Below are 26,834 nucleotides of genomic sequence, written 5' to 3'. Positions count from 1 at the left end.
TGCGTGCTCCAAGTGGCCTGACCGATAGAATGCAGCCATGACTATCTTGCCCCCCACCGCTCCCGAACTTGATGCCAACCGGGCCATGGCGCTGGCGCGGGAAACGCTCGACATCGAGGCCGCTGCGCTGCTCGGCCTCAAGCAGCACATTGGCCCTGACTTCGTGCAGGCGGTGCGCCTGATGCTGGCAGTCAAAGGCCGCGTGGTGGTGACGGGCATGGGCAAAAGTGGCCACATTGGCCGCAAGATTGCCGCCACGCTGGCCTCCACCGGCACGCCTGCCATGTTTGTGCACCCGGGCGAAGCCAGCCATGGCGATCTCGGCATGATCAAGCCGGTGGACGTGGTGCTGGCCATTTCCAACAGTGGCGAGTCCGAAGAGCTCGTGGCCATCCTGCCCATGATCAAGCGCCTGGGCGCACCGCTGGTGGCCATGACGGGCCAGGCAGGGTCCTCGCTGGCACGCCATGCCGACCTGTTCCTGAACAGCAGCGTGGCCAAGGAAGCCTGCCCGCTCAACCTGGCACCCACGGCCAGTACCACGGCGCAACTGGCGCTGGGCGACGCACTGGCAGTGGCCTTGCTCGACGCCCGCGGCTTCAAGGCCGAGGACTTTGCCCGCTCGCACCCGGGCGGCGCGCTGGGGCGCAAGCTGCTCACGCTGGTCAGCGACGTCATGCGCAGCGGCGACCAGGTGCCCCGCGTCGGGCTGCAGGCCAGCTTCAGCGAGCTGATGCGCGAGATGAGCGCCAAAGGCCTGGGCGCCAGCGCGGTGGTGGACGCCAGCGGACAGGTGCAGGGCATCTTTACCGATGGCGACTTGCGCCGCTTGATTGAAAAAGGCACCGATTTGCGCAGCAGCACCGCGCAGCAGGTGATGCGCCCGCAGCCCGCCACCATCCACCGTGACGCGCTCGCGGTGGATGCCGTTGAACTGATGGAACAGCGCCGCATCACCAGCGTGCTGGTGCTCGATGCTGAGGGCAAACTCTGTGGCGCACTCAACAGCAACGACCTGATGCGGGCCAAGGTGATCTGATGTCGCCCGCGCTCAATTTCTCCCCCGAACTGCTGCTCCAGGCGCAGGGCATTCGCGTCGTCTTTTTTGATGTCGACGGGGTGCTGACCGACGGCGGACTGTATTTTTCGGAGCACGGTGAAACCATCAAGCGTTTCAACACCCTCGACGGTCATGGCCTCAAGCTGCTGCAGCGTGCCGGCATCACGCCAGCGGTGATTACCGGGCGCGACTCCCAGGCGCTGCGCGTGCGGCTGGCCGCGCTGGGGATTGCGCACGCCCACTTTGGCACCGAGGACAAACGCCCGGCGGCCGAGCTCACCCTGAAGGCGCTGGGTCTGGACTGGTCCCAGGCGGCCGCCATGGGCGACGACTGGCCCGACCTGGCCATGTTGACGCGCTGCGCCTTTGCCTGCGCGCCAGCCAATGCCCAGGCCGAGCTGCTGACGCACGCCCATTACGTGACCAAGCGTCAGGGCGGCGACGGCGCGGTACGCGAACTGTGCGACCTGCTGCTGGTGGCCAGCGGGCGTTATGTGGATTTGCTGCAGGAAGCCATGCGATGAACAAAGTACGTGACTGGTTCGACCGGCTCACGCTGTATTTTCCGGTGCTGTTGATGGGCCTGCTGGCGCTCGCAAGCTATTGGCTGGTGCGCAGCACACCGGGGCCGGAGCAAAAACAGCCCGCCGCGGCCGTCAAGCACCTGCCCGACTATTTCATGCACCAGTTTTCCGTGAAGACCTTTGGCACCGCTGGCCAGCTCAAAAGTGAGGTCATGGGGCTGGAGGCACGCCATTTTCCGGACACCGACACGCTGGAGATTGACCGGGTGCACATCCGCTCCTTCGGCGTCGACGGGCAGCTGACCACGGCCACCGCGCGCCAGGCGCTCGTCAACAGCGATGCCTCCGAGGTTCAACTCATGGGGCAAGCGCTGGTGGAACGCCAGGCCAGCCTGGACAAAGACGGCAAGATGACGGCTGCCCTGAGCTTTCGGGGCGAGTTTTTGCACGCCTTCATGGACACGGATCGCATCCAATCGCACAAACCGGTCGAGCTCACCCGGGGCTCGGACCGTTTTACTGGCAACAGCATGGACTACGACAAGCGCGCAGGCCTGATGCTGCTCACCGGGCGCGTGCGCGGCCATTTGGTACCCAGCAAGGCGCCTTGAAAGCACTCCGTCCATGACACCACCCCTGGTCCTGATCACTGGCGCCTCAAGCGGCATTGGCCAGGCGCTGGCCCTGCACTACGCGCAGCAAGGGGCCCGGCTGGCCCTGGTGGCGCGGCGCAGCGAGGCCATGCAACGCTGGCTTGACGCGCACGCCATCGCGCCAGAAAACTACGCCATTTACTGCGCCGATGTGGCCGATGCCCAGCAAATGGCCGATCTGGCGCAAGCCTGCATCGCGCAGCAGGGTCTGCCCGACGTGGTGATTGCCAACGCCGGCATCAGCATCGGCGTCGACACCTCGGTGCCGGACGACCTGGCGGTGATGGCCCGGGTGCTGGCCACCAACGTGATGGGCGTGGCGGCCACCTTCGGCCCGTTCATTGCGCCCATGGTGGCGCGCGGCTCGGGCTCGCTGGTGGGTATCGGCAGCGTGGCGGGCATCCGCGGCCTGCCCGGGCATGGCGCCTACTGTGCCAGCAAGGCCGCCGTCATCAGCTATTGCGAAAGCCTGCGCGGCGAGTTGCGCCAAAGCGGCGTCAAGGTGCTGACGTTGTGCCCGGGCTACATTGCCACGCCGCTGACGCAAAACAACCAGTACACCATGCCGTTTTTGATGCAGCCCGAAACCTTTTCACGAAAAGCGGCACAGGCCATTGCGGCCGGCAGCAGCTACCGCGTGATTCCCTGGCAAATGGGTGTGGTGGCCAAACTGCTGCGCGTGCTGCCCAACCCCCTGTTTGACCGCCTGTTTGCCGGCCGGCCCCGCAAACCGCGCGCGACGGGTTGATAAACAAAAAAGGCCCCGAAGGACCTTTTTTGTGCTCGCCAGAAATGTATCTGGCGAAGTTGGTAAGCGCTTAGTAGCTGCTACGGCCACCGCCGTAACCACCGCCACCGCCGCCACCGGAACGGCTACCGCCGCCACCAGCGCCGCCGCCGTAGCCGCCGCCACCGGAACGGCCGCCGCCAGCGCCACCGCCGTAACCGCCGCCACCACCACCGCCGCCGCCGCCGAAGCCGCCGCCACCTGAACGGGGAGGACGAGGCTCCATCGGACGGGCTTCATTGACCACGAGGCCACGGCCACCGAATTGTTGGCCGTTCATGGCTTCGATGGCAGTTTGTGCTTGCGCATCATCGGCCATTTCGACAAAACCGAAACCCTTGGAGCGGCCGGTGTCACGTTCCATCATGACTTTGGCGCTGGTGACGGTACCGTGGGCTGCGAACGCTTGTTGCAGATCATCATCACGGAAAGAATATGGCAGATTGCCGACGTAAAGTTTGTTGCCCATGAAAGGACTCCTCAAAATAACTCAAAACGCGATGGAGTCCATAACCGCAATCAACAAACCAGTAAAGACTTAAGAAGCAGACGCGAAACTGACATTCACCGCAAAACATGTACCGTTTTAAAAACAATACGGGCTGCATGATACGACAAGTTTCCGTTTTTCCAACATTTATTTTCAGACACCCTTAAATTGTCCTGGTTTGCTCCAGAAAATGAAGGTTTTCTGGAATTGCCCCATGAGCCTGCTTTTTTCTCCCATGACCCTGCCCTCGCCGCGTGGCGGCCTGACACTGGCCAACCGGCTCGTGGTGGCGCCCATGTGCCAGTATTCGTCCCAAAACGGTTGCGCCACCGACTGGCATCTGATGCACTGGGCCAACCTGCTCAACAGCGGTGCCGCGCTGTTCACCATCGAGGCCACCGCCGTGTTGCCCGAAGGGCGCATCACGCCCAGCTGCCTGGGCCTGTGGGACGATCGCACCGAAGCCGCCCTGGCCGACCACCTGCAGCGTGCCCGCGCCCTGGCGCCGCACACGGCGGTGTGCATCCAGCTGGCGCATGCCGGGCGCAAGGCCTCCAGTGCGGTACCTTGGCAAGGTGGCCAGCTGCTGGCGCCCGCGCAGGGCGGCTGGGAAACCTTTGGCCCGTCGGCGCTACCGCATTTGCCGACCGAACCGGCGCCCACAGCCCTTTCTGGCACCCAGTTGGTCGAGATTCGTGATGCCTTTGTGGCCGCCGCCCAACGCGCCGCGCGCATGGGTATCGAGGCGGTGGAGCTGCACAGCGCCCACGGTTATCTGCTGCACCAGTTTTTGTCGCCGTTGGCCAATCAGCGCAGCGATGCCTATAGCGGCTCGTTCGAGAACCGCATCCGCTTTCCGCTGGAAGTGTTTGCTGCCGTGCGCCAGGCCTTTGATGGCGTGCTGGGCTTGCGCCTGTCGGCCAGCGACTGGGTGGATGGCGGCTGGGATTTACTGCAAAGTGTCGAATTTTCAAAACGCCTGAAAGCCGCTGGCTGCGACTTCATTCACGTCTCATCGGGCGGCGTGTCGCCACTGCAAAAAATTGCGCTGGGTGCGGGCTACCAGGTGCCGTTTGCCCAGGCCATCCGCGCTGCCACCGGCCTGGTCACCACGTCGGTCGGCTTGATCACCGAAGCCCAGCAGGCCGAGGCCATCTTGCAAGCCGGCGACGCCGACCTGATCGCCCTGGCGCGCGCCTTTTTGTACCAGCCACGCTGGGGCTGGCAAGCGGCCGCTGCCCTGGGCGGCACAGTGGAAGCCAGCCCGCAGTACTGGCGCTGCCTGCCGCGCGAGGCCCAGGCGGTGTTTGGCCAGGTGGCCGTGGGCCAGCGCTAAAGCGGGGGTAGCCAGGCCGTCAGTTGCTCAATCGCCTGGTCGCTGGCCGCCGTCAGGGCGCGCACGGCGCCTTGGGCATCGGGCGTTGATGCCGCTTGTTGAACCACAAAACTGCGCTGCGCCAGCAAGGTCTCGCCGCTGCCACTGCGCTGTGTCAAGGTGGCGCGCAGGCGCAGCAGGCCATGACTGTCGGTTGCGGAAGCAAATACGTGGCTGAATTCCTCCAGCACCAGCCGCAGGTTGAGCTGCGCCGTGGCTTCACCCGGCGCCACCACGGCGCGCTGCGCGCCCAACTGCTGGCGCAGGCGCTGGCCGATGAGCTGCGCGGGTGGCATGCTCCAGCGCGCCAGGGCGTAAGGCTTGAGCTGCTGCGCGTCGGCGTAGGCCAGGCGGTACAGCAGCGCGTTGCCCTCGAGTGCCGGGCTGACCTGAGCCTCATACAGCACCAGGGTGGCCAGGGCGGGCTGCGACGCCGCTACCGGGGTCTGCAGCGGAGCGGGGCCAAAGTCGTAGACCTTGATCGCAGCCTCCGGCCTTGTTGCGGTGCAGCCGGCCAGCAACAGCATCAACACCAGCAACAGACCGTATGGCCTGAGCAAGTAAATCGGAGTGGCAGTTTTTTTCATGTTCATGGCACAGAAAAACCGGGTTCACCCGGCCCGGGCAGGGGGGCGGGGGCACCCAACAGCAGGGCCTGCGGGGTGTCGCGCAGGGTCTGGGCCAGCTCACCAATCTGGCGCGTGCTGCGCGCCACATCCTGGGCCAGCAGGTTCAGGCGCGGCAGGGCGACACCTTGCAGCACATGGTTGGTGGCCACCCAGACCTCAACGCCCTGCCCCAGCTGGTCCAGCGTGCCGCCGGGGGCCGCCATGCGTTCGGTCAAGCGCTGAAATGCGCCGGCCGAGGTGCGGGCGACATCGGCGCTGTCGCCCAGGCGCACCGAGGCCGCTTTCAACGCGGCCAGGCTGTCGCGCGTTTCCTGCGCCACCGTGGGCAACAAGCTCCGGGTTTGCGCCGTCAGCTGCTGAATCTCCAGGGCGGCCTTGCCAAAGTTGTCCATGGTGGTGATCAAGGCCTGCTGGTTCTGGCTTGACAGCAATTGGTTCAGGCGTTGGGCGGCTTCGTCCAGCTGCCCCAACACCCGCTCGCCGCGGTCGGTCAGCTTGCTCATCAAACCGGGCCTGAGCGGAATGCGGCTGTTGTTGGCCAATTGCATCCCAGGCGCTTGCGTGCCATCGGCGGGCACGCTGTCGTCAAGCTGAATGAAAGCCAGCCCGGTCACGCCCTGGTAAGCCAGCGTGGCAAACGTGGTGACGCTGATGGGCGCCAGCTCATCCACCGCAATGCGCACCAGCACCTGGCCGCGGGTCTGGGGGTCCAACTTGATGGCAGTCACCTTGCCCACCGGCACGCCCTGGTAGCGCACATTGGCCTGCGGCTGCAAACCGCTTAAATTAACCTGCCCGGCCAGTTCGTAGCTGCGCAGTTGGCGTGTGTCGCGCGTCAGCCATACCGCCAACGCGACCAGCAAGGCACTGACAAACACAACAAACAGGCCGGCGGCCAGTGCGTGTGATTTGTTTTCCATGGGGTGTGGGATCAGGCCATCAATGTGACCGGATCATGGTGCCAAAGGCCTGGTCGGTCAAAATTTCCAGCAGCAGCACGTGCGGCACACGGCCGTCAATGATGTGCACCGAGTTGACCCCGCTCTTGGCGGCATCGAGTGCACCGGCAATCTTGGGCAGCATGCCGCCGCTCAAAGTGCCATCGGCAAACAGCGCGTCAATCTGGCGCGCCGTCAGGTCGGTGAGCAACTCACCGGCCTTGTTGAGCACGCCGCTGATGTTGGTCAGCATCATCAGTTTTTCGGCCTTGAGCACGGTGGCCAGCTTGGCCGCCACCACGTCGGCGTTGATGTTGTAGCTTTCGTTGTTTTCGCCAAAGCCGATCGGGCTGATGACCGGAATGAAGGCGTCGTCCTGCAGCGCCTTGACCACGCTGGGGTCGATGCTGACGATATCGCCCACCTGGCCGACATCGTGCTCGATGCTGGGGTCGGCGTTGTCGAGCATCTTGAGCTTTTGGGCGCGGATCATGCCACCGTCGCGCCCGGTCAGGCCCACCGCCTTGCCGCCGGCCTGGTTGATCAGGCCCACGATGTCCTGCTGCACCTCGCCGCCCAGCACCCACTCCACCACCTCCATGGTCTCGGCGTCGGTCACGCGCATGCCCTGGATGAATTCGCCTTTTTTGCCCAGCCGCTTGAGCGCCGTTTCAATCTGCGGCCCGCCACCATGCACCACCACCGGGTTGATGCCCACCAGCTTGAGCAGCACCACGTCTTCGGCAAAATCGGCCTGCAGGGCGGGGTCGGTCATGGCGTTGCCGCCGTACTTGATGACCATGGTCTTGCCATGGAATTTGCGGATGTAGGGCAGCGCCTGTGCCAGGATTTCGGCCTTGTCACGCGGAGAGATGTGGGATACGTCGGTCATGGTGGGATTTGGGGGTTTTTGGGGATGACAGGCAAATTGTGCACCATGTTGCAGTCATGGATGGCCGCGCTTCGCTCGCAATGATGAGCAGGATGCAATGACACCCAAACCGTCATTGCGAGGCGCGCAGCGACGTGGCCATCCATGACTTCAGTGCTGCGCGTCCCCATAACCATGCACGCAGGTTTGCAGCACGGTCTTGATCCGGGCCAGGTCAGCCTGCTCGGCGCCGGTGCGCAGCGTGTTCAGGTGGGGCAGCAAATCGTCCCAGGCCAAATAATCTTCGTGCGCTTTCATGATGCGGGTGTGCGCGGTGGGCTTGGGGTTGTCGCCTATCAAAAGCTCCTCGTACAACTTTTCACCCGGGCGCAGGCCGGTCACGGCGATTTCGATGTCGCCATCGGGGTGATCGGCATCGCGCACGCGCAGGCCCGACAGCTCAACCATGCGCCGGGCCAGGTCCAGGATCTTGACGGGTTCGCCCATGTCCAGCACAAACACGTCACCACCCACGGCCATGGCACCGGCCTGCAGCACCAGCTGCGCGGCTTCGGGGATGGTCATGAAATAGCGTGTGACCTCGGCGTGGGTCACGGTCAGCGGGCCGCCCTCGCTGAGCTGGCGCCGGAACAAGGGCACCACGCTGCCGCTGGAGCCCAGCACGTTGCCGAAGCGCACCATGGTGAAACAGGTGCCAGACTGCTGCATGGCCAGCGCCTGCAACACCAGTTCGGCCATGCGCTTGCTGGCGCCCATCACATTGGTGGGGCGCACCGCCTTGTCGGTGGAAATGAGCACAAAGCGCCTGGCACCGCTGGCTTGTGCCGCACGGGCGGTATTGAGCGTGCCGAACACGTTGTTCAAAACGCCCTCGCCGGGATTGTCTTCGACCATCGGCACATGCTTGTAGGCCGCAGCGTGGTAAACCATGGCCGGGCGATAGACCTCGAAAATTGCCTTTAAACGGGCCGGATTGGCCACACTGCCAAGCAGGGGGATCAACTCGACACCCAACTGGTGGGCGGCACAAATGCCCTGCAACTCCTGGTGAATACTGTACAGACCGAATTCATTGTGGTCCAGCAGCAGCAACTGACGTGGCCGCTGCAAGACAATCTGGCGCGTCAGTTCACCGCCAATGCTGCCACCGGCGCCGGTCACCAGCACCACCTGTGCCGCCAACTCGCGTGCCAGCAGCGCGGCGTTGGGCGGTACCGGGTCGCGGCCCAGCAAATCTTCTAAATCCAGCTCGCGAAAATCCTGTACCGTGACACGGCCACTGGCCAGGTCTGACATGCCCGGCAGCGTGCGAATGTGCACCGGTAGCGGCCGCAAGCTGCTCAAAATGGCGTTGCGCCGGTCGCGCGTGGCGCTGGGCAAGGCCAGCAGGATGTCGGTCACGCCCTGTTTCGCCACCACCTGCGGCACCTCATGGGGGGAAAACACAGGCACGCCATTGAGGCTGCGGCCCGCCTTGGTCGCGTCATCATCCACAAAACCCAGCAAGGCATATTGATGTGACATGCGCAAGGCCGCGGCGGTTTGCACACCAGCCGTGCCGGCGCCGTAAATGAGCAAGCGGCCTTCGCAATGGGCTCGAGCCCGATTCACATCAGCCAGCCAAAACCGCGCAAATGCCCGACTGGCGCCAATCAAAACCAAAAACACCAAGGGCTGCAACACCCCCAAGCTGCGCGGCACGGCTGGCCATTGTTGCCAAGCCAGCACCGACATTAACAGGCATCCATAAATGAAGACCGCCATGCCCGTGGCCTGCAACGCGGCCTGACCGGTATAGCGAAAAATGGCCCGGTACAGGCCAAAACGAACAAATACGGGTATGGAAATAACGGGTGCCAGCGCGTAAACCCACCACTGGGCACCACTGGGCCAGTGCGGCGCATCCAGCCGCAAGCTAAATGCGATCCATGTGGCCAACAAAGCCAACACCACGTCAAGCGAAAGCACCACCAACTGCTTGACGGTGCGCGACAAATATAAAACCCGACTTTGCAAACTAACCCCCTAAAGTTCCATAGCGCCTTTCAAGACGCTTTTCTTGACTGGAAATTAAGTTAGATGGCAAACGATTCTTTGCTTTGTCCTTGTGCTACCAAAGCAGCCAGCCAGCGCGGCATCAAACCACGGCCGCTCCAGGTTTCGCCGTTGGGGCCGCGGTATTTGGCAGGTGCCGGAGTGCCCGACTTGGCTGCGCCGGCTTTGCGCACACGCGTCTTGCCGCCACCATTGAGATCATCAAGGGTAATACCAAAGGCCGCCATTTTCGCCTTGATTTCCTGCACGGTTTTATTAAACTCCTGAGCCTTGATTTCTTCGGCTTGTTTTTGCAGGATGGCGATCTGGTTTTGAATATCGATCAAATTGGTCATGGTATTAAATAAATATAAAGGTTGAAACGCCTGTCGGCCCGTTGTTGTGGCTCTTTTGGTGGATCGTATTATCTCTTTTTAATAACTTCAAGTCAGTTATTAAAATAATCCATCCGCCTTGCCTGCGGATTTCAAATTCAGTCCCCATACCCTTCTCAGCGAAAGCAATGCGGTCCGCGCGCTGGATGATGAAAGAGCTGCTTTGCCGGCCAGGGGTGAAAGCGTGGTTCGGACGCGCTACCGGCGTGCCATGTGACACCGCCAGCAGGCGCCGTTAGTCAGGGTGATGAGATCAGGCTTTGCGCGCGCCAAACGCTGCACGCAGGCGCGCCATTTTGGGAGCCGTTTCGGGATCTTGCGACGCGTTGCGCCAGGCTTGACGCATGAACACAAACAACAGCAGCGCAAAGCCGGCGCCCAGGGTGCTCATGACGGCAATCAGCGCTTTTTTGTTGGAGACCGGCTCGGTGGGCAAGGTGGGGGGCTGTTTGACCACGTCGCGCGACAGGCCTTGCAAGCTGCGCGGAATGCCAAGTACATCGTTCAGGTAGCGGGTTTGCAGCTCGCCCAGGCCCACCAGGCTGGTGCCGGCCTCGCCGCGGGTCAGGGGCTTGCCCAGGCTGACCGCGCCGTCCACACTGAGCGTGTTGAGCAGGGTGGTCACGGAGGCCAGCGCATTGCTGGCGTAGCTGAGGCGTTTTTCCAGGTCGGCACGGTCTTGCGGGCCAGGCACGGTGCTTTTGAGCCAGTTGTCAATGACCGCATTGGCCAGCGCCTGGGCTGCCTGGGGTTGCGTGGCGGTCGCGTCCAGCCGCAGCAGGCCGTCTTTGGCGACAGCCGCCTTGAGCTTGCCGGCCAGAGCAATGCGGGCGGTCTCAATGGGCTTGGCGTTGAGTTCGGGGTCGGTGGCGATGATGGGATCAAGCACCAGCGGCGAGGTCATCATGGCCGCAGCCTGCGCCGAGTTGGTCGAGTTGGTCGAGTTGGTCGAGGGTAGCAGCAGGATGGCCTGGCTGACGTAGTTTTGCGGCAGCGCGTATCCGATGCCCAAGGCCACCAGCCCCGCCAGCAGCGGCCCCAGCAGGAGCAGCTTGATGTTTTCCGCCACCACCACCAACAAATCCAGCAGACTGATTTCTGCCTCTTGCGCTTCAACGTCCATTATTCAATTACTCCCGAGTGCGGTGGATTCTAATAGGTTGGCAATGCTTGGGGTTTGAGGACTTCCGGGCTCCATGGATTGCCGCGCTTCGCTCGCAATGACAGTCATTCATTGCGCAATGGCAGTCGAGGCACCGTCATCGCGAGGAGCAACGCGACGTGGCGACCATGACCACCCTAAAAATGGATTCCCCGCATCATCTGCTGCATCGCCACGGCTTCCGGTGAGAGTTTTTGCTTGTCGGCTTTGGCACCCTTGGCGGCCGAGGAGTCCGGGAACATCCTGAAGCTGGTGTTCATGGCGATTTGGGCCACGCGCGGCAGCGCGGCGTGCAGCACCTGGCCAAAAATGCCCATGCGGGTGGCGATGCGCACCGGCTTGAAGATGCAGGCCTGGGCGACCAGGTCGGCGGCTTCTTCGGGGCTGAGGGTGGGCACGTTGTTGTACAGGCCGGTGGGCGCGATCATGGGGGTGCGCACCAGCGGCATGTTGATGGTGGTGAAGGTCACGCCCTGGTCGGCAAACTCGCTGCTGGCACAGCGCGTCCAGGCGTCCAGCGCGGCCTTGCTGGCCACGTAGGCGCTGAAGCGCGGCGCGTTGGTGAGCACGCCGATGCTGCTGATGTTGACCACATGGCCGTGGTGCTTGGCCACCATGCCAGGCAGGAAACCCATGGTGACGCGCAGGCTGCCAAAGTAGTTGAGCTGCATGGTGCGCTCGTAGTCGTGAAAGCGGTCGTAGCTGGATTCGATGGCGCGGCGGATGGAGCGGCCCGCGTTGTTGACCAAAAAGTCGACCCCGCCGTGTTCAGCCACCACCTTTTGCACAAATTCCTCGCAGCCGGCTGCGTCAGAAATGTCGACCGCGTAGGCCACAAACTGGTAGCCGCGCGCCTTGGCCTGGGCGCATGCCTCGTCGAGTTTGTCCTGGTCGCGCCCGCAAATCAGGGTGATGGCACCGGCCTCGGCAAATTTGTGCGCGGCGGCCAGGCCAATGCCGGACGAGCCCCCGGTGGCCAGCACCACCTTGCCGCCCACGGTGCCGCGCAGGCTGCGGTCGATGTGCAGTTCGGGGTCGAGATGACGCTCCCAGTAGTCCCACAGGCGCCAGGCGTAGTCCCGCAGGTTCGGGCATTCAACACCGGTGCCTTTCAGTGCGGCCAGCATGTCGCGGCAGTCAAAGCGCGTGGGGTAGTTGACAAAGGTGAGCATTTCCTCGGGCAGGCCCAGGTCTTTCATGATGGCGGCGCGCACCCGGCGCACCGGCGCCAGCGTCATCAAGGCCTTGGTGATACTGCGCGGGATGAAGCCCAGCAGCGCAGCATTGATGAACAGGTTCATCTTGGGCGCATGCGCCGCCTTGCTGAAAATGTCGAGGACATCGCCCACGCGGTAACCCACCGGATCAACCAGGTGGAAGCACTTTTGCGCGATGCTTTTCTGGTGGCTGATGGTTGCCAGCGCCGCCACCACAAAGTCCACCGGCACGATGTTGATGCGCCCGCCCTCCAGGCCAATGGACGGCAGCCACGGCGGCAGCAGCTGGCGCATGCGCTGGATCAGCTTGAAGAAGTAATACGGGCCGTCGACCTTGTCCATTTCACCGGTCTGGCTGTCGCCCACCACCATGGCCGGACGGTAAACCGACCAGGGCACTTTGCACTCGGTACGCACGATTTTTTCGCTTTCATGCTTGGTCATGAAATACGGGTGCTCGTAGTTCTCGGCCTCATTGAACATGTCTTCGCGGAACACGCCTTCGTACAGGCCGGCGGCGGCAATGGAGCTCACATGGTGGAAGTGCCCGGCATCGATGGCGCGGGCCAGCTCAATGGTGTTGCGGGTGCCTTCCACGTTGACCACGATCTGGCTGGCGGCGTCGGCGCTCAGGTCGTAAATGGCCGCCAGGTGGTAGAAATGGTCGATCTGGCCTTTGAGTTGCTTGAGGTCCGCGGCTGCAATCCCCAGTTTCTTGCTGGTCAGGTCACCGGTCACCGGAATCACGCGCGCCGCGCTGGCGCCCCAGAATTCACGCAGGGCCTTGACCTTGCCTGCGCTGCCCGGTCGCACCAGAAAATACACCACCGCGCCCTTGCGCTCCAGCAGCTTCTTGACCAGCCGTTTGCCAATGAACCCGGTGGCCCCGGTGACGAAATAACGCATGGGTGTCTCCAAAAGAATGGGCTATTTTTGCCTGAATCGGGTTGGTCGCGCTGTATCGTAAACCCGTGGAGGCCCCCGTCGACGCGAGGCCGCAGACCGTGGCGATCCATGCATTTTTGACGTCAACCAACAGACCAGGGGTTCATCAGCACAACCGGGGCTTGCGCGAAGTCGCGCACGTTGCGTGTGACCAGAGCCAGGCCATGCTCCAGGGCAGTCGCAGCAATGATGGAGTCGAAGGCGGCCATGGGTTTGCCCTCGGACTCGACTTTGGCGCACATGTGAGCCCAAACACTAGCGGTCTCGATCGTGAACGACAGCATACGATTCTCAAACCCCATTTTGAGCTGCTGCAGCCAGGTCGAGAGCTCAGCTTGCCGGCGCGACGGCGCAAGTTTCTCGATACCGCGCTGAAGCTCTGCCATGGTCATTGCGCTCACGAATAATTCGGTCTCGGTGCGCTCACCCATCCAACTCAAAACCGCTGGCGCGGGCGCTGGCTTGACCAGCTCGGACAGGAAGCAGGTGTCAAGCAGGTAATTCACAGCTTGACCTCGCGAATGGGCTCCTTCGCGCGCGCCAGATCAAGTGGCTCGCCTCGTGGCGCGCTGAACAAGGTGCTGAGCAATGACGGCGCACCGCTCATGCGTCGGTAGTCCTTGGCCGCAAGAATGACCACAACGTCCTGCCCCCGGCGCGTGACAAGCTGCGGCCCCTCATTGAGCGTCATGTCCACTATTTCGCTGAAGCGGTTCTTCGCTTCCTGTAATTGCCATGTATGCATTATTAACTCCTGTCTAGTCTGTCTAGATTGTATTGTTACCGGAACGATGGATTGAGGCAAGCATGCTCGTAATCAAGTTGAGACCCCTGTCCGTCATCGCGAGAAGCACAGCGACGTGGCAATCCATGGCTTGGGGTCCTGGTTTTAGGAAGCTGCCCCTACACATTTGCGCGCGTCGTCCTTACAGTCACCCCCATGCACCGACGACCTTGGTGCAACAGTTTTACCCTTTACCCACAGGAGTGTCACATGGTCACCAAACTCAAAAAAGTCAGCGCCGCAGCCAAACCCGCAGCCAAATCCAGCGTCAAGTCGGCCAGCAAAAAGTCTGCCAAATCGGCGGCGTCCAAGTCATCCATTTTGTCGGGCTCGGTGAAAGATTCGGCCCAACAGATCTGGCAAGCTGGCCTGGGCGCTTTTACCAAAGCGCAGGTGGAAGGCACCAAGGCGTTCGAGGCACTGGTCAAGGAAGGCGTGAGTTTTCAGCGCAAGACCCAGTCGGCCGCCGAGGAAAAAATCAACGAGGCCACCCACAAGATGACCAGCATGGCCAGCGACATCGGCAGTCGGGCTTCGGGCCAATGGGACAAGCTGGAAAACATTTTTGAAGACCGCGTGGCCAAGGCACTCAACAAGCTGGGCGTGCCGTCGGCCAAGGACATCGACGCGCTGATTGCCCGCATTGACGCGCTCAATGCCAGCGTGCACAAGCTGACCCCGGCCAAAGCCAAGCCAGCGGCCAAAAAAGCCGTAGCCAAGACGGTGGCGGCCGCGCCCGTGGCCAAAAAAGCCCCGGCCCGCAAAGCCCCAGCCGCCAAAAAGGCAGCGCCCAAGGTCGCGCCGGCGCCTCAGGTAAACCCTGAATAACAAAGGGCTGCGAGCGCCCTACACTGGCGTGGTATGACGCGTCAAAAAGCCCACGCACCCAAGATCGCCCTGGCACTGGCTGGTGGTGGCCCGCTGGGTGCCATCTATGAAATTGGTGCGCTGTGCGCGTTGCAGGAGTCGCTGCAGGGCATCGATTTCAACCGGCTGCAACATTACGTCGGGGTGTCGGCCGGCAGCTTCATTGCCGCCGGTCTGGCCAATGGCGTCACGCCACGCCAGCTGTTTTCCCTGTTCATTGAAGACCGCAAACATCAGGCCGAGGCGTTCGATCCGGCCTGGTTGCTGCGGCCTGCGTTTGGCGAATTTTTTTCGCGCGGGCTGCTGGTGCCGGGCTTGCTGCTGGCAGGCACGTGGCAGGGCACGCTGGGACGCAAGTCGCTCATGCGCGCGCTGGAATATTTGAGCCCGAGCCTGCCGACTGGCGTTTTCTCCAATGACCAGATTGACATCGAGCTGGCGCGGCTGTTTGCCAAACCCGGCCGCAGCAACGATTTCCGCCAACTCAAAAGCCGCCTGACGCTGGTGGCCACGCATCTCGACAGTTGCCAGACGGTTGCGTTTGGCCGCCCGGGCTGGGACCATGTGCCCATTTCCAAAGCCGTGCAAGCCAGCGCCGCCCTGCCGGGCCTGTTTCCACCGGTCGAGATCGACGGCCAGCATTTTGTCGATGGCGCCCTGATCAAGACCATGCACGCCTCGATTGCGCTGGAAGAGGGTGTGGACCTGATGCTGTGCATCAACCCGCTGGTGCCTTTTGACGCTTCCAAGCGGCAAGCCACCACCGAGCCCAACACGCCCTGGGCCGCGCCCGAACCCATTCCGCGTATTGCCGACGGCGGCCTGCCCGCGGTGCTGAGCCAGACCTTCAGGTCGCTCATCCACTCGCGCCTGGTACTGGGGCTCAAAAGCTACCAACAGGCCTACCCCAACACCGACATTCTGCTGATCGAGCCCGACCACCGCGACCCCGAGCTGTACCTGGCCAACACCTTCAGCTACAGCCAGCGCCGCCATCTGGCCGAACACGCCTACCAGCAAACCCGCCAGTTGCTGCGCTCAAACCAGGCCGGCCTGGTCACCCAGCTCGGCGACCACGGCATCACGCTGAACCATGCGCTGCTGGACGACACCAGCCGCCACCTGTGTCGCCCCCAGCGCGAACCCACCCGGGTCAGCCATGCCCTGACCAAGCTGCACACCACCCTGAACACCCTGAACCAGGTGGTGCAGGTGGCAGCCCCCAAAAATGGTCAGCCGACATGGTAAAAAAAGCCCCGCGGCGCACCGCCGAGCGCATCCTGGAGGTCACGCTGGGGCTATTCAACCGCTTTGGCGAGCCCAATGTGTCGACCACGCTGATCTCGGCCGAACTCAACATCAGCCCCGGCAACCTGTACTACCACTACCCGGCCAAGGACGAGCTCATCAACGCGCTGTTTGACCGTTTCGAGCGCCCCTTGAACGAGTTGCTGGGCGCCGGTGATGATGTGCGCGACGTTGAAGATGCCTGGTTTTTCATGCACACGCTGTTTGAGCTGATCTGGCAATACCGGTTTTTGTACCGTGACCTGAACGACCTGCTGAGCAAGAACCGGCGTCTGGAAACCCACTTTCAGTCGATCCTGAAAAACAAGACCCGCTCCATCAAGGCCCTGCTCGACGGCATGCGCCGCGGCGGTGCCCTGCACATCGACTCGCGCGAGATCGAGGCCACCGCGACCAGCATGGTGGTGGTGCTGACCTACTGGTTCAGTTTTGAGTACGTGCGTGACCCGCGCAATGCCCTGGAAGAGCAGAACGCGCAGGCAGCGCTGCTGCGCGGTGCCCAGCATGTGCTGAACCTGCTGGCGCCCTACCTGGAGTCGTCGCAGCGCAGCCACCTGCTCAAACTCTCCGATGCCTACAATAAGGAAAACAAATAAAACAACAAGGCACCGGAGAAACCAATGGCCAAATGGACACCTTTCCCCTTTGCGGGCGATTACAACTTTGACGCGGAAGGCGTCAAAAGTTCGTGGGCCAGACTGCATGCGGGGGATCTGGAGCCGCTCCCCCAAGACCCCAAGTTGTTGCAGGCCTGGGCTCATTTTCACAATGGTGACTTTTACAAATCCATGTCCATGGGGCTCGATCTGGGGCTGTCCGGGCTCAATGTGGCCAACAAGGCCGTCTGCGTGTACGCCACTTACCTGGAGCGGCAGGAAGCCATCCGGCAGGCCCTGTTTGTCGAGGTGGCCGAGCGCACCGAGGCGCAAATCAAACAGCAGCCCGACAACATCAACGCCTATTACTGGCGCGCCTACGCCCTGGGGCGCTACAGCCAGGGCATCAGCGTGGCCAAGGCGCTGGCGCAAGGCCTTGGCACCCGCGTCAAGACCGACCTGGAACACGTCATCCAGAAGCAACCCATGCACGCCGACGCCCACATTGCGCTGGGTGCCTTTCATGCCGAAGTGATCGACAAGGTCGGCGAGCTCATTGGCGCGATGGCCTACGGCGCCCACAAGGCCACCGGGCTCACGCTGTTTCAGCAAGCGCTCAAGTTCAACATGGCGTCGGCCATGGGCATGGTCGAATACGCCCACGCGCTGCTGATGCTCGACGGTGATGCCGTGGTGCACGAAGCCACCCGCCTCTACCAACAAGCCGCCAGCGCCAAGCCCATCGACGCCATGGAACGCCTGGACGTCGAAATGGCCAAGGCCGAGCTGGAAGACTGAAGTTCAATTCTCCCAGGGCAGCATCAGGGTCAGCAGACGGAGTTTTTCGAACTCGGGCTCAAACTGGTCAATGATGGCCTGCGGGTTGGGGCACAGGGTGGCGTCGCTGACGATGCCGAACTGCACGCCGCCGCCGTAGCTCAGAATCGACACGCCCAAACCCACGCTGCCCGACTGCGGCACCCAGACCAGCGGCTGCTCCAGGGTGGCACCACAGAACTTGAGCTTTTCCCGGGGCCCGGGCACATTGGTCATGACTGCCGTGGTTTTTTTCGAGAACAGGCTCAGCAAGGCGTCCTGGGCCGGCTTGACCAGCATGCCCGCCAGCGCCAGCAGGGCAAAACTCAGCAGCGGTTGCATGCTGCCTTTGAGCTCCCCCATGCGCCGGCGCACTTCAAACACCCGCGCCAACGGGTGCTCCAGGCCGATCGGCAGCACCACCGGTGCCAGCCCAAACTGGTTGCCCAATTGGTAGGCTTGCGCCATGGGCCGCAAGTTGACCGGCACCATGGCGCGAATTTCCTTGCCCGCCACCGCATCGCCCTGCGCTTTGAGGTACTGGCCGATGGCGCCCGCCACGCAGGCCAGCAGCACATCATTGATCGAACAATGCAGCACCTTGCTCACGGCGCGCACTTCATCCAGCGGAATCGGCTGGCACCAGGCCACCCGCTTGGCGTGGCCCGGGCTGCCTTTGAGTCGGGTGGGGGAGTCGTCGGGCATCAGGGCCAGCGCGGCGCTGTCGCGCAGCACCTGGTAGGCCAGTTTGGCGATTTCTGCCGACCCGTCCTTGCCCTTGCTCACGCCCTTGGTGATGAGTTTGTCGAACAGGGTTTGCGGGTGACCCATGGCGCCCAGTGCTTGCGCCGCGCTGTCGCCCGCAAAATCCAAGGCCTTCACGGCCGCCCCGGTGAACGGTTCGATCACCGTGTGCGACAGCCATTCTTCCGCCGCCTCCCAGCCAGAAGCCGAGTCGTGCCTGACCTGGCGCTGCGGTGGCTCGGTGCCGCCATCCACCAGCGACTGAATCACGGCGATCAGCGCCAGGCCGTCGGCAATGCAATGGTGAATGCGCACCAGCAGGACCGAGCCGCCCTGGTAATGTTCCACCAGCCTGAAGTCCCACAGCGGGTAACGCGGGTCCAGCGGCTGCAAGGCCAGCTCGGCCAGGCGATCCTGCAGCGCTTGCTGCGGGTGGCTTTTGGCCGAGGGCGGCAGCTTGTCGCGCAGCACATGGCGTTGGATGTCAAAGCCGGTGTCGGTCACCCAGCTGGCACCGGTTGCATCCTGCACCACTTTTTGGCTGAAGCGCGGGTACTTCAACAAACGTTCTTCGATGCGCTGGCAAGTAGCCTCATAACTGACCGCCGGCTTGATGATCCAGACGCCCATGATCATCATCAGGTTGCTGGCGCTGTCCATGCGCAACCAGGCGGTGTCGACCTTGCTCATGCGCTCGTGCACCGGGCTGGCAGACAACTGTTGCGGGGCAGTTCGGGAACGGGAACGAGGCAAACGTGTGACCATGAGAACGCTTTCGGGAAGGTTCTCTATTTTGCGATCAAAACGCCCATTAAGATCAACCCTGATTACCCTGATGCCCCCTCTTTTTAATGGATAGAAATTTCATCATGTCTGACCTGCAAACCCAATTTGAAGCCGCCGTGGCCCACTCCAAAACCTTAAGCGAACGCCCCGACAACATGACCCTGCTCAAGCTTTACGCACTTTACAAACAGGCCAGCGCCGGGGACAACGCAGAAAAGAAACCCGGCTTTACCGACATGGTGGGCCGCGCCAAATGGGATGCGTGGAACACCCTCAAGGGCACCCCCAGTGCCGATGCGATGCAGCAGTACATCGACCTGATCAAATCGCTGAGCTGATCAAGCCTTTGGCACTGGCCGCTTTTTAGGAACTGGCGTGGGCGCCGCCAATAAGGCATCGAGGTTCTTCACAATCTCAGCCTCGATGGTGCCCTTGAACGCACCGAGCAAAAAGCCCAATTGAGCGCGCAGCTCGAAGTGCGTTTTGGTCACCGTCAAACTGCCCTTGACACCTGAGCGCACAAATTCAACTTCGTCGATGTGCTTGCCCTGGGCGTAATTGCACTGCATGGCAAATTCCTGCTCGACCTGTTCCGCCCACTGAAAGGCGATCTTGCGCGCCTTGGCCAGGCCCAGCGTGTGTTCACGAACGATATTGAGTTCAGCCATGGTCTGTCAGCCTTTTTGTTCTGCTGCTAATTGTTTCAGTTGTTGCGCCCGCTCCTTTTGGGGTCGCTTGGCAAGGTCCTTGACCGCATCATAGAACGTGGGCCACTGGCGGCCTTCGCGCACAAACAGCGCCTCGAAGCCGGGCACCAATTCGTCGTATGCCGCCTGCGCACCAAAAGTCGCGTTATTGGCCTGAGCCACCCAGGCATCAAAGCCGCTGTAACCACCCCAACTCGCCTTGAGCTCGGCATAGGCGGCCCTGAAGTCCCGCATGGTTTGCTGCTTCAGGGCGGCCTGGTTTTTTTTGGCCGTGGCTTGCGGGCCATCGGTGCTGTAAATTTCCTTCAGTCGGTCACGCGTGTTACGCGTCAGAAGCCTGAACTGCTGGCGGCGCGCGTCAAAGTCGGCATAGGCCTGGCGCGCCTCAGGGCTGGCTTGTTGCGCCAGCCAGAGGGCGCCGCCCAGCCGTTCCACCGCGGTGGCAAATGATTCGTTGAAGACCATGTCGTCGGGCACATACAGCACCTGGTGCGACAGCTCATGGAAAAGCAGACGCGCCACCTCGCCTGCGGGGTAATGGATGAAGGTGTTGAGCAGCGGGTCGCCGCCCACCCAGTTCATCCAGCCCAGCGTGGAATAGGCAGGCACACCATAAACGCTGGCCTCCAGCCCGGCGGCACGTTGCGCCTGGGCCTCGGCCTGCGCATCAGCCTCGGAAAAATAACCCCGGTAACCCACACAACCCGCCACCGGGAAGCACCAGGTTTTCAGCGTCAGGGAAAACTCGGGCGCGGCCACGACGTTCCACACCACATGACGGCGCTGCAGGTCGGCGTAGCGCTGGTAACTGGCGTTGTCGGGCAGATGGAGTTCAGTCACGGCAAATCGGCGCATGTCCCGGGCCAGCTTGAGGCGCTGCTGCAACGCCAATGGCGTCGTCGGGTCAGCCAGCCAATGGTCTATGGGCCGCGCCGCCTGCATCAGTTGCCAATGGCCCGTGACCGACTGCCAGTAATAACGCGTGTCGGCGCAGCCGGTCAGCCCCAGCAGCAGGCAGGGGACTAACATGAGCCCCTTGAGACGATTCACCAACGCGAGGAAACGCATGCTGTACAAGTTCAAATCCAAAGTCACCGGGGATGTGATTATGTTGCAAGCCAACGGCCAGCGCGTGCTGGAAATCATCGGCAAACACTCGGCTTCCGAGCCCAGCACCAAGGGCATTTTGCTGCCCGAACACATGCCGCAAGCGCTGGCGGCGCTGAAAGACGCGGTGGCGCTTGAAGAGGCGCAACAAAAGGAGGCCATCCATCAGGCTCACGCAGAAAACCTGCCTGCGCCCCGTTTCGAGGCCATCGGCCTGCGCCAGCGCACCCTGCCTTTCATGGACATGATCAGGCAGTGTCTGAAGGACGACGCGGCGATCACCTGGGGGGTTTGACCCGTTATTCCGTTTCCAAATCATTTGTGTCCAGGCGCGAAGCCGCAGGCAGTGCTATCGCACGACAAGGCGAAGCAACAACGACACGGATGATTTAGAAATGAAATTACTGGTAGCTGCGCGCGTCTTCGATCACCTTGCCATCATTGGGCAGACTGCCCGGCGACACGACCTCGACCTGGCCGCGCAACTTGGTCACGTCGCGAATCGCTTCCATCACCTTCACAGCCAGACTGTCTGGGCCACTGCAGGCGGTTTCAACCTTGAGCGTCATCTGGTCGTTGGCCATTTCGCCGGTCACCACCAGACGGGCCTTGGTGATTTCGGGGAAGCGCTTGGCGATGGTGTCAACCTGGCCGGGGTGCACAAACATGCCGCGGATCTTGGTGGTCTGGTCAGCCCGGCCCATCCAGCCCTTGATGCGCACGTTGGTACGCCCACTGGGGCAAGGGCCCGGCAACACGGCCGACAAGTCGCCCGTGCCAAAACGAATCAGCGGGTAAGTGGGGTTGAGCGTGGTCACCACCACCTCGCCCACTTCACCCTCGGCCACTGGGTCGCCCGTGCCGGGGCGCACAATTTCCAGCAGCACACCTTCGTCAAGCACCAGACCCTGGCGCGCCGAGGTCTCATAAGCAATGGAGCCCAGGTCGGCGGTGGCATAGCACTGGTAACCGGCCACGCCGTGTGCGGTAAACCAGTCGCGCAGGCTGGGCGGAAAGGCCTCGCCGCCGAACATCGCCTTGGTCAGGCTGGGCAGGGCCACACCCATCTCGGCGGCTTTTTCCAGAATGATTTTTAAAAAGCTCGGTGTGCCGATGTAGCCAGCGGGTTGCAGTTCAGCCATGGCCTGCACTTGTTGCTCGGTCTGGCCGGTCCCCCCCGCGAACACGGTGCAACCCAGCGCATGGGCACCGGTTTCCATCATCGAACCAGCCGGCACAAAGTGGTAGCTGAAGCTGTTGTGGATCAACTCACCCGGACGGAAACCGGCGGCAAAAATGGCGCGCGCCATGCGCCAGTAGTCGCGTGCCGTGCCTTCGGGTTCGTAAATGGGGCCTGGGCTGGCAAAGATGCGCGGCACATGGGCGCCCAAACCGACGGCGCTGAATCCGCCAAACACGCTGCCGCCGTGATTGCGACTGCTCAATTGCAGCGCCAGCAGTTCATGTTTGCGCGTGACCGGTAGCCGGGCCAGTGCGGCACGCGTGGTGACCTCGGCCGGATTGACGTCCTTGAGAATTCCGGCGAAAGCCGGCGCGGCCAGTTTGGCGTGCGCCACCTGCAGCGGCAGAGCTGCCAGCAAAGCTGCTTCGCGAACAGCGGGGTCACGCGTTTCCAACGCATCAAAATAATCAGCCATGGGAAAGATCCATTCAAAACAAATTCACGATGACAGTTGGCCCTACGCCAGCCAGCGTTTTCGGCGTTTGTAGCTCTTGACATCCTTGAAGCTCTTGCGCTCGCCACCGCCCATGCCAAGGTAAAACTCTTTCACGTCTTCGTTGTTGGCCAGGTCGCTGGCAATGCCGTCCATCACGACACGGCCTGACTCCATGATGTAGCCGTAGTCGGCGTATCTGAGGGCCATGTTGGTGTTTTGCTCGGCCAGTAAAAAGGTGACCTTTTCACGCACGTTGAGGTCTTTCACGATCTCGAACACCTCCTGCACAATCTGCGGCGCCAGCCCCATGGAGGGCTCATCGAGCAGCACCATGCTGGGGTTGGTCATGAGCGCGCGGCCGATGGCGCACATCTGCTGCTCGCCGCCCGAGGTGTAGGCCGCCTGGCTGCTGCGGCGGGTCTTCAGGCGCGGGAAATAGGTGTAGACCTTCTCCAGGTTGGCGGCAATCTCGCCTTTGTCCTTGCGCGTGTAGCTGCCGGTGAGCAGGTTTTCCTCGATGGTGAGGTGGGCAAAACAATGGCGCCCTTCCATCACCTGCACCACGCCGCGCTGCACCAGGTCGGCCGGCGACAAATTCTCGATGCGCTCGCCGCGCAGCTCGATCGAGCCCTTGGTGACCTCGCCACGCTCGCCGCGCAGCAGGTTGGACACGGCCCGCAGCGTGGTGGTTTTGCCCGCGCCGTTGCCGCCCAGAATGGCCACAATCTTGCCCTCGGGCACGTTCAGGGACACACCCTTGAGCACCAGAATGACATGGTTGTAAATGACCTCGATGCCATTGACGTTGAGAACGATGTTTTTAGCTTCCATATTTCCTTGCCTTCACCAATAGGCAACCCTGCACGCAAGGCTGCCTGTTGGCATCCCGACACACGCCGGGATGCGCAGTTGACATCAGGACTGGCAGTCCGCCGGCGTGCGTGGCGCCAGCTTTTTGTCAGCGGCGTACTTGGCAGCGGTCGACTTCACCAGAGGCTTCAGGACCTGCTCGTCAGCCTGCAGCCAATCCGACGAAAACGCCCATTTTTTACCGTCCCAGGTGTGGATGCGGGCCCAGTTGGCGCCCATATGGTCGGCGCAGGTGGTCTGCACTGGGCGCATGACGCCGGCAAAACCCAGGGCGTCAAGCTTCTTCTGGTCCAGCGCCAGGTTTTCGTAACCCCAGCGCGCCTGCTCACCCGACATCCACTTGCCCTTGCCAAAACGCTCCTGCGCGCGGCGCACACCCTCGACCGCAAACATGGCGCTGATGGCACCGCGCATGTAAAGCACCGAACCCACTTCTTCTCTGGGGCCAGTGCCCTGGCCCTTGTCGTGCACCTTGACCAGCATCTCCTTGACCACGGCCGAATCAGGCTCGGCACCGTGCTGCATGGTGACCGCGCTGTAGCCCTTGGCGCCTTCGCCCACGTCTTTCACATCGGGCTCGGCACCCGACCACCAGACGCCATACATTTTGTCGCGCGGGTAACCCGTGGCTTGGGCTTCCTTGAGCGAGGTGGAGTTCATCACTCCCCAGCCCCACAGCAACACATAGTCAGGGCGTGCCTGGCGCACTTGCAGCCAGGTGGCTTTCTGCTCTACACCGGGGTGGGCCACCGGCAGCAGTTGCAGGTTGAAACCGTGCATGGCGGCACGCTCCTGCAGCAGGGCAATGGGTTCTTTGCCATAAGGCGAGTCGTGGTACACCAAGGCGATTTTCTTGCCCTTGAGCTTGTCGAATCCGCCTTCTTTCTTGGCAATGGTTTGCACCAGCACGTCAGCGGCCAGCCAATAGGTGCCGGCGATCGGGAAGTTCCATTTGAAGACCAGACCGTCCTGGCTTTCGCTGCGGCCATAACCCGCCGTGATCAAAGGAATCTTGTCGACCGGGGCTTTCTCGGTCAGGGCAAAGGTGATGCCGGTGGACAGGGGCTGGAACACGGTGGCGCCGCCATGTTTGCCTTTCAGGCGCTCGTAGCATTCCACGCCGCGGTCGGTGGCGTAGCCGGTTTCGCACTCTTCGTAAATGATCTTGACGCCATTGATACCACCGCGGGCGTTCACCAGCTTGAGGTAGTCAGCGTAGCCGTTGGCCCATGGCACGCCATTGGGGGCGTAGGCGCCGGTGCGGTACGGCAAACCGGGGAAAAACTGCTCCTTGGCTTGAGCAAACGCCGTGGCGCCCACCGAGGCCATAAGAGCCGCTAACGCAATGTGTTTAATTTTCATGCAAGTCTCCTGGTTGTAATGCACCGCAGTGCTTTGGTTAACGAAAAACGAATCAACGACGCCATCAATGCGGGAATGGCCACAGGCGCAGCTTCTGCTTGGCCGTAGACCACAGTTTGGCCAGCCCATGCGGCTCCACAATCAGGAACCACACGATCAGCGCGCCAAAGATGATCAGCTCGGCATGGGAAATGCCAGAGGTTGAAATTTCTATGCCAAACAGGCTGCCCAACATTGGTAAAAACTGGTTCAGAAAAATTGGCAGCACCACAATGAAGGCAGCGCCAAAGAAGCTGCCCATGATGGAGCCCATGCCGCCAATGATGACCATGAACAGCAACCGGAATGACAGGTCCACCGAGAACGCGGCCGGCTCCCATGAGCCCAGGTGCACGAAGCCCCACAAGCCGCCCGCCACACCAATGATGAACGAACTGACCGCGAAGGCCGTGAGCTTGGCGTACATGGGACGGATGCCGATGACGGAGGCGGCCACATCCATGTCACGGATCGCCATCCACTCGCGGCCAATGGCGCTGCGCACCAGGTTCTTGGCCAGCAGCGCCAGCACCACCAGGATCGCCAGGCAAAAAAGGTACTTGGAAATCGGGCTGGCAATCGGGTAACCCAGCACCTGCAGGTTGGACACCGACACCGACCCCGAGGTGCTGTTGTTGGTGAACCAATTGATGCGCAAAAACATCCAGTCGCTGAAAAACTGTGCCGCCAGCGTGGCCACCGCCAGGTACAAGCCCTTGACGCGCAAGCTCGGCAGACCAAACAAGATCCCGAACGCCGAAGCACACAGCCCCCCCAGCAGCAAGGCCAGCAGCACCGGCATGCCGTCAATACGGACAAAGAAATTAAAAGCCGCATAGGCCCCCACGGCCATGAAAGCACCCGAACCCAGTGAAATCTGGCCGCAATAACCCACCAGGATATTCACCCCCAGGGCCGCCAGCGACATGATCAGAAACGGAATCAGGATGGCCCTGAACATGTACTCGCTGGTGACCATGGGCACCACCAGAAATGCCGCAGCGATCAGCAGCAACACGGCCACCCGGTCCTGGGTGATGGCAAATATCTGCTGGTCAGCCCGGTAAGAAGTTTTGAATTGGCCGTTTTCTCTGTAAAACATATGCTTCTTTTTTAATCAGTTGAGGACAGCGCAAGTCAGACCCGGTCAATGATCTTTTCGCCGAACAGCCCTTGCGGGCGGAACAGCAAAAACACCAGCGCCAGCACATAGGCAAACCAGATCTCGATGCCGCCGCCCACATACGGCCCCAAAAACACCTCGGACAATTTTTCGCCGACACCAATGATCAGGCCGCCCACAATGGCGCCCGGCACCGAGGTCAACCCCCCCAAAATCACCACTGGCAGGGCGCGCAAGGCGACGGTGGTCAGGGAAAACTGCACGCCCAGCTTGCTGCCCCAGATCATGCCGGCCACCAACGCCACCACACCGGCCACGCACCACACAATGACCCAGATCCGGTTCAACGGGATGCCGATGCTTTGCGCCGCCTGGTGGTCATCGGCCACCGCGCGCAGGGCGCGGCCAGTGACCGTCTTCTGGAAAAACAGTGTCAGCAGGCCGACCAGCACCGCCGCAATCAGCGCGGCATACAGGTCTTCCTTGTTGATCAGGATGCCGCCTTCAAACACGCTCTCGAAAGCGATGATGGGGTCTTTGGGCATGCCGATGTCAATCTTGTAAATGTCGCTGCCAAAGATGGTTTGGCCGATGCCGTCCAGAAAGTAACTGATACCCAGCGTGGCCATCAGCAGCGTGGTGCCTTCCTGGTTGACCAGATGGCGCAAGGCCAACCGCTCAATCAGCCAGGCCACCCCGAACATCATGATCCCGGCGCCAATGAAAGCCAGCAAATTGGCCACGAAGAGGTTGTCAATGCCGGTGTAGAGCGGGATCCACTCCGAGAACCGCGCCATCGCCAGCGCCGCAAACAGCACCATCGCGCCTTGCGCAAAGTTGAACACGCCAGAGGCCTTGTAGATCAGCACAAAGCCCAGCGCCACCAGCGAATACAGCATGCCGGCCATCAGACCGCCGAGTAAAGTTTCAAGAAAAAATGCCATG

At 61.9% G+C, this 26,834-nt stretch carries 29 protein-coding genes; 11 read left to right on the top strand and 18 right to left on the bottom strand.

Annotated features, from left to right (window positions below):
- Nucleotides 1-37 precede the first annotated feature (37 nt).
- The 4 genes from Q7U49_RS14910 to Q7U49_RS14895 are packed head-to-tail and all read left to right on the top strand — an operon-like array spanning nucleotide 38 to nucleotide 2,985.
- Entirely contained in the window at nucleotides 38-1,039 is a 1,002-nt protein-coding gene (locus Q7U49_RS14910; RefSeq protein WP_304765414.1) for an SIS domain-containing protein, read from the top strand.
- On the top strand, nucleotides 1,039-1,584 hold the full coding sequence (locus Q7U49_RS14905) for an HAD family hydrolase (RefSeq protein ID WP_304765410.1): 546 nt from the start codon (nucleotides 1,039-1,041) through the stop codon (nucleotides 1,582-1,584). The genes Q7U49_RS14910 and Q7U49_RS14905 overlap by 1 nt, the downstream gene beginning before the upstream one ends.
- Nucleotides 1,581-2,195 carry an LPS export ABC transporter periplasmic protein LptC gene (gene lptC, locus Q7U49_RS14900; protein WP_304765407.1) on the top strand — a complete coding sequence of 205 codons (615 nt, stop codon included), beginning with the start codon at nucleotides 1,581-1,583 and terminating at the stop codon, nucleotides 2,193-2,195. Before Q7U49_RS14905 ends, lptC begins: the two co-directional genes overlap by 4 nt.
- Nucleotides 2,196-2,208: 13 nt before the next feature.
- Nucleotides 2,209-2,985 (top strand): SDR family oxidoreductase, encoded by a 777-nt coding sequence (locus Q7U49_RS14895; RefSeq protein ID WP_304765404.1) that lies wholly within the window; start codon nucleotides 2,209-2,211, stop codon nucleotides 2,983-2,985.
- 70 nt (nucleotides 2,986-3,055) lie between these two features.
- Here the strand turns inward: Q7U49_RS14895 and Q7U49_RS14890 are convergent, their stop codons facing one another.
- Entirely contained in the window at nucleotides 3,056-3,493 is a 438-nt protein-coding gene (locus Q7U49_RS14890) for an RNA-binding protein (protein WP_304765402.1), read from the bottom strand.
- 235 nt (nucleotides 3,494-3,728) lie between these two features.
- Between Q7U49_RS14890 and Q7U49_RS14885 the strand changes: the two genes are divergently transcribed.
- Nucleotides 3,729-4,850, top strand: a complete 1,122-nt coding sequence (locus tag Q7U49_RS14885; RefSeq protein WP_304765399.1) for an NADH:flavin oxidoreductase/NADH oxidase — start codon at nucleotides 3,729-3,731, stop codon at nucleotides 4,848-4,850.
- Here the strand turns inward: Q7U49_RS14885 and Q7U49_RS14880 are convergent.
- From Q7U49_RS14880 to Q7U49_RS14840, 9 genes are all read right to left on the bottom strand, one after another.
- Nucleotides 4,847-5,476 carry an ABC-type transport auxiliary lipoprotein family protein gene (locus Q7U49_RS14880; protein ID WP_304765396.1) on the bottom strand — a complete coding sequence of 210 codons (630 nt, stop codon included), beginning with the start codon at nucleotides 5,474-5,476 and terminating at the stop codon, nucleotides 4,847-4,849. The genes Q7U49_RS14885 and Q7U49_RS14880 overlap by 4 nt on opposite strands.
- 2 nt (nucleotides 5,477-5,478) lie before the next feature.
- Nucleotides 5,479-6,438 carry an MlaD family protein gene (locus tag Q7U49_RS14875; protein ID WP_304765393.1) on the bottom strand — a complete coding sequence of 320 codons (960 nt, stop codon included), beginning with the start codon at nucleotides 6,436-6,438 and terminating at the stop codon, nucleotides 5,479-5,481.
- A 19-nt stretch (nucleotides 6,439-6,457) separates the two neighbouring features.
- Nucleotides 6,458-7,348 carry an acetylglutamate kinase gene (gene argB / locus Q7U49_RS14870; RefSeq protein ID WP_304765390.1) on the bottom strand — a complete coding sequence of 297 codons (891 nt, stop codon included), beginning with the start codon at nucleotides 7,346-7,348 and terminating at the stop codon, nucleotides 6,458-6,460.
- 150 nt (nucleotides 7,349-7,498) lie between these two features.
- A complete protein-coding gene (locus tag Q7U49_RS14865) occupies nucleotides 7,499-9,364 on the bottom strand; it encodes a polysaccharide biosynthesis protein (protein ID WP_370654021.1) in 1,866 nt (621 codons plus the stop codon).
- Nucleotides 9,365-9,423: 59 nt separating this feature from the next.
- Complete coding sequence (locus Q7U49_RS14860) at nucleotides 9,424-9,738, bottom strand: H-NS histone family protein (protein ID WP_304765386.1); 315 nt, start codon at nucleotides 9,736-9,738, stop codon at nucleotides 9,424-9,426.
- A 292-nt stretch (nucleotides 9,739-10,030) separates the two neighbouring features.
- Complete coding sequence (locus Q7U49_RS14855) at nucleotides 10,031-10,900, bottom strand: Wzz/FepE/Etk N-terminal domain-containing protein (RefSeq protein WP_304765383.1); 870 nt, start codon at nucleotides 10,898-10,900, stop codon at nucleotides 10,031-10,033.
- A 176-nt stretch (nucleotides 10,901-11,076) separates the two neighbouring features.
- Nucleotides 11,077-13,062, bottom strand: a complete 1,986-nt coding sequence (locus Q7U49_RS14850) for an SDR family oxidoreductase (protein ID WP_304765380.1) — start codon at nucleotides 13,060-13,062, stop codon at nucleotides 11,077-11,079.
- A 122-nt stretch (nucleotides 13,063-13,184) separates the two neighbouring features.
- Nucleotides 13,185-13,607: a type II toxin-antitoxin system VapC family toxin gene (locus Q7U49_RS14845; protein WP_304765377.1), complete on the bottom strand. Its 423-nt coding sequence runs from the start codon at nucleotides 13,605-13,607 to the stop codon at nucleotides 13,185-13,187.
- Entirely contained in the window at nucleotides 13,604-13,846 is a 243-nt protein-coding gene (locus Q7U49_RS14840) for a type II toxin-antitoxin system Phd/YefM family antitoxin (protein ID WP_304765375.1), read from the bottom strand. The genes Q7U49_RS14845 and Q7U49_RS14840 overlap by 4 nt, the downstream gene beginning before the upstream one ends.
- 249 nt (nucleotides 13,847-14,095) lie before the next feature.
- Between Q7U49_RS14840 and Q7U49_RS14835 the strand changes: the two genes are divergently transcribed.
- The 4 genes from Q7U49_RS14835 to Q7U49_RS14820 are packed head-to-tail and all read left to right on the top strand — an operon-like array spanning nucleotide 14,096 to nucleotide 17,454.
- Nucleotides 14,096-14,713, top strand: coding sequence for a phasin family protein (locus Q7U49_RS14835; protein WP_304765371.1), 618 nt, complete (start codon nucleotides 14,096-14,098; stop codon nucleotides 14,711-14,713).
- Between the two features lie 33 nt (nucleotides 14,714-14,746).
- Entirely contained in the window at nucleotides 14,747-16,000 is a 1,254-nt protein-coding gene (locus tag Q7U49_RS14830) for a patatin-like phospholipase family protein (RefSeq protein WP_304765368.1), read from the top strand.
- Complete coding sequence (locus Q7U49_RS14825; protein WP_304765365.1) at nucleotides 15,994-16,656, top strand: TetR/AcrR family transcriptional regulator; 663 nt, start codon at nucleotides 15,994-15,996, stop codon at nucleotides 16,654-16,656. The genes Q7U49_RS14830 and Q7U49_RS14825 overlap by 7 nt, the downstream gene beginning before the upstream one ends.
- A 24-nt stretch (nucleotides 16,657-16,680) precedes the next feature.
- Complete coding sequence (locus Q7U49_RS14820) at nucleotides 16,681-17,454, top strand: hypothetical protein (RefSeq protein ID WP_304765363.1); 774 nt, start codon at nucleotides 16,681-16,683, stop codon at nucleotides 17,452-17,454.
- Nucleotides 17,455-17,457: 3 nt separating this feature from the next.
- On the opposite strand, the gene Q7U49_RS14815 is transcribed toward Q7U49_RS14820, so the two are convergent.
- Nucleotides 17,458-18,981: a wax ester/triacylglycerol synthase family O-acyltransferase gene (locus Q7U49_RS14815; RefSeq protein ID WP_370654020.1), complete on the bottom strand. Its 1,524-nt coding sequence runs from the start codon at nucleotides 18,979-18,981 to the stop codon at nucleotides 17,458-17,460.
- 104 nt (nucleotides 18,982-19,085) lie between these two features.
- Between Q7U49_RS14815 and Q7U49_RS14810 the strand changes: the two genes are divergently transcribed.
- Nucleotides 19,086-19,340 carry an acyl-CoA-binding protein gene (locus tag Q7U49_RS14810; protein ID WP_304765360.1) on the top strand — a complete coding sequence of 85 codons (255 nt, stop codon included), beginning with the start codon at nucleotides 19,086-19,088 and terminating at the stop codon, nucleotides 19,338-19,340.
- Here the strand turns inward: Q7U49_RS14810 and Q7U49_RS14805 are convergent, their stop codons facing one another.
- Both Q7U49_RS14805 and Q7U49_RS14800 read right to left on the bottom strand, forming a co-directional pair.
- The gene (locus tag Q7U49_RS14805; RefSeq protein WP_304765357.1) at nucleotides 19,341-19,670 is read right to left on the bottom strand and encodes a polyhydroxyalkanoic acid system family protein; all 330 of its coding nucleotides are present in this window, start codon (nucleotides 19,668-19,670) and stop codon (nucleotides 19,341-19,343) included. It abuts the gene before it with no gap.
- A gap of 6 nt (nucleotides 19,671-19,676) precedes the next feature.
- Nucleotides 19,677-20,738, bottom strand: coding sequence for an aminopeptidase (locus tag Q7U49_RS14800; RefSeq protein WP_304765354.1), 1,062 nt, complete (start codon nucleotides 20,736-20,738; stop codon nucleotides 19,677-19,679).
- Between the two features lie 37 nt (nucleotides 20,739-20,775).
- Here Q7U49_RS14800 and Q7U49_RS14795 point away from each other — a divergent pair, with 37 nt between their 5' ends.
- Nucleotides 20,776-21,111 carry a DUF1840 domain-containing protein gene (locus Q7U49_RS14795; protein ID WP_304765352.1) on the top strand — a complete coding sequence of 112 codons (336 nt, stop codon included), beginning with the start codon at nucleotides 20,776-20,778 and terminating at the stop codon, nucleotides 21,109-21,111.
- Between the two features lie 106 nt (nucleotides 21,112-21,217).
- Here Q7U49_RS14795 and Q7U49_RS14790 read toward each other — a convergent pair whose 3' ends face one another.
- The 5 genes from Q7U49_RS14790 to Q7U49_RS14770 all read right to left on the bottom strand — a co-directional run bounded on the left by Q7U49_RS14790 (nucleotide 21,218) and on the right by Q7U49_RS14770 (nucleotide 26,833).
- On the bottom strand, nucleotides 21,218-22,474 hold the full coding sequence (locus Q7U49_RS14790) for a phenylacetate--CoA ligase family protein (RefSeq protein ID WP_304765349.1): 1,257 nt from the start codon (nucleotides 22,472-22,474) through the stop codon (nucleotides 21,218-21,220).
- A gap of 42 nt (nucleotides 22,475-22,516) precedes the next feature.
- On the bottom strand, nucleotides 22,517-23,326 hold the full coding sequence (locus Q7U49_RS14785) for an ABC transporter ATP-binding protein (protein WP_304765346.1): 810 nt from the start codon (nucleotides 23,324-23,326) through the stop codon (nucleotides 22,517-22,519).
- Nucleotides 23,327-23,410: 84 nt separating this feature from the next.
- Nucleotides 23,411-24,727 (bottom strand): ABC transporter substrate-binding protein, encoded by a 1,317-nt coding sequence (locus Q7U49_RS14780; RefSeq protein WP_304765343.1) that lies wholly within the window; start codon nucleotides 24,725-24,727, stop codon nucleotides 23,411-23,413.
- A gap of 64 nt (nucleotides 24,728-24,791) precedes the next feature.
- Entirely contained in the window at nucleotides 24,792-25,868 is a 1,077-nt protein-coding gene (locus tag Q7U49_RS14775) for a branched-chain amino acid ABC transporter permease (RefSeq protein WP_304765341.1), read from the bottom strand.
- 35 nt (nucleotides 25,869-25,903) lie between these two features.
- On the bottom strand, nucleotides 25,904-26,833 hold the full coding sequence (locus Q7U49_RS14770) for a branched-chain amino acid ABC transporter permease (RefSeq protein WP_304765339.1): 930 nt from the start codon (nucleotides 26,831-26,833) through the stop codon (nucleotides 25,904-25,906).
- Between the last annotated feature and the right edge of the window lies 1 nt (nucleotide 26,834).

Origin of the sequence: Rhodoferax sp., assembly GCF_030653815.1 — a bacterium.
Lineage (GTDB): Bacteria > Pseudomonadota > Gammaproteobacteria > Burkholderiales > Burkholderiaceae_C > Rhodoferax.
The sequence above is the reverse complement of the archived record's forward strand: the minus strand, read 5'-3'. Positions and strand labels throughout refer to the sequence as shown.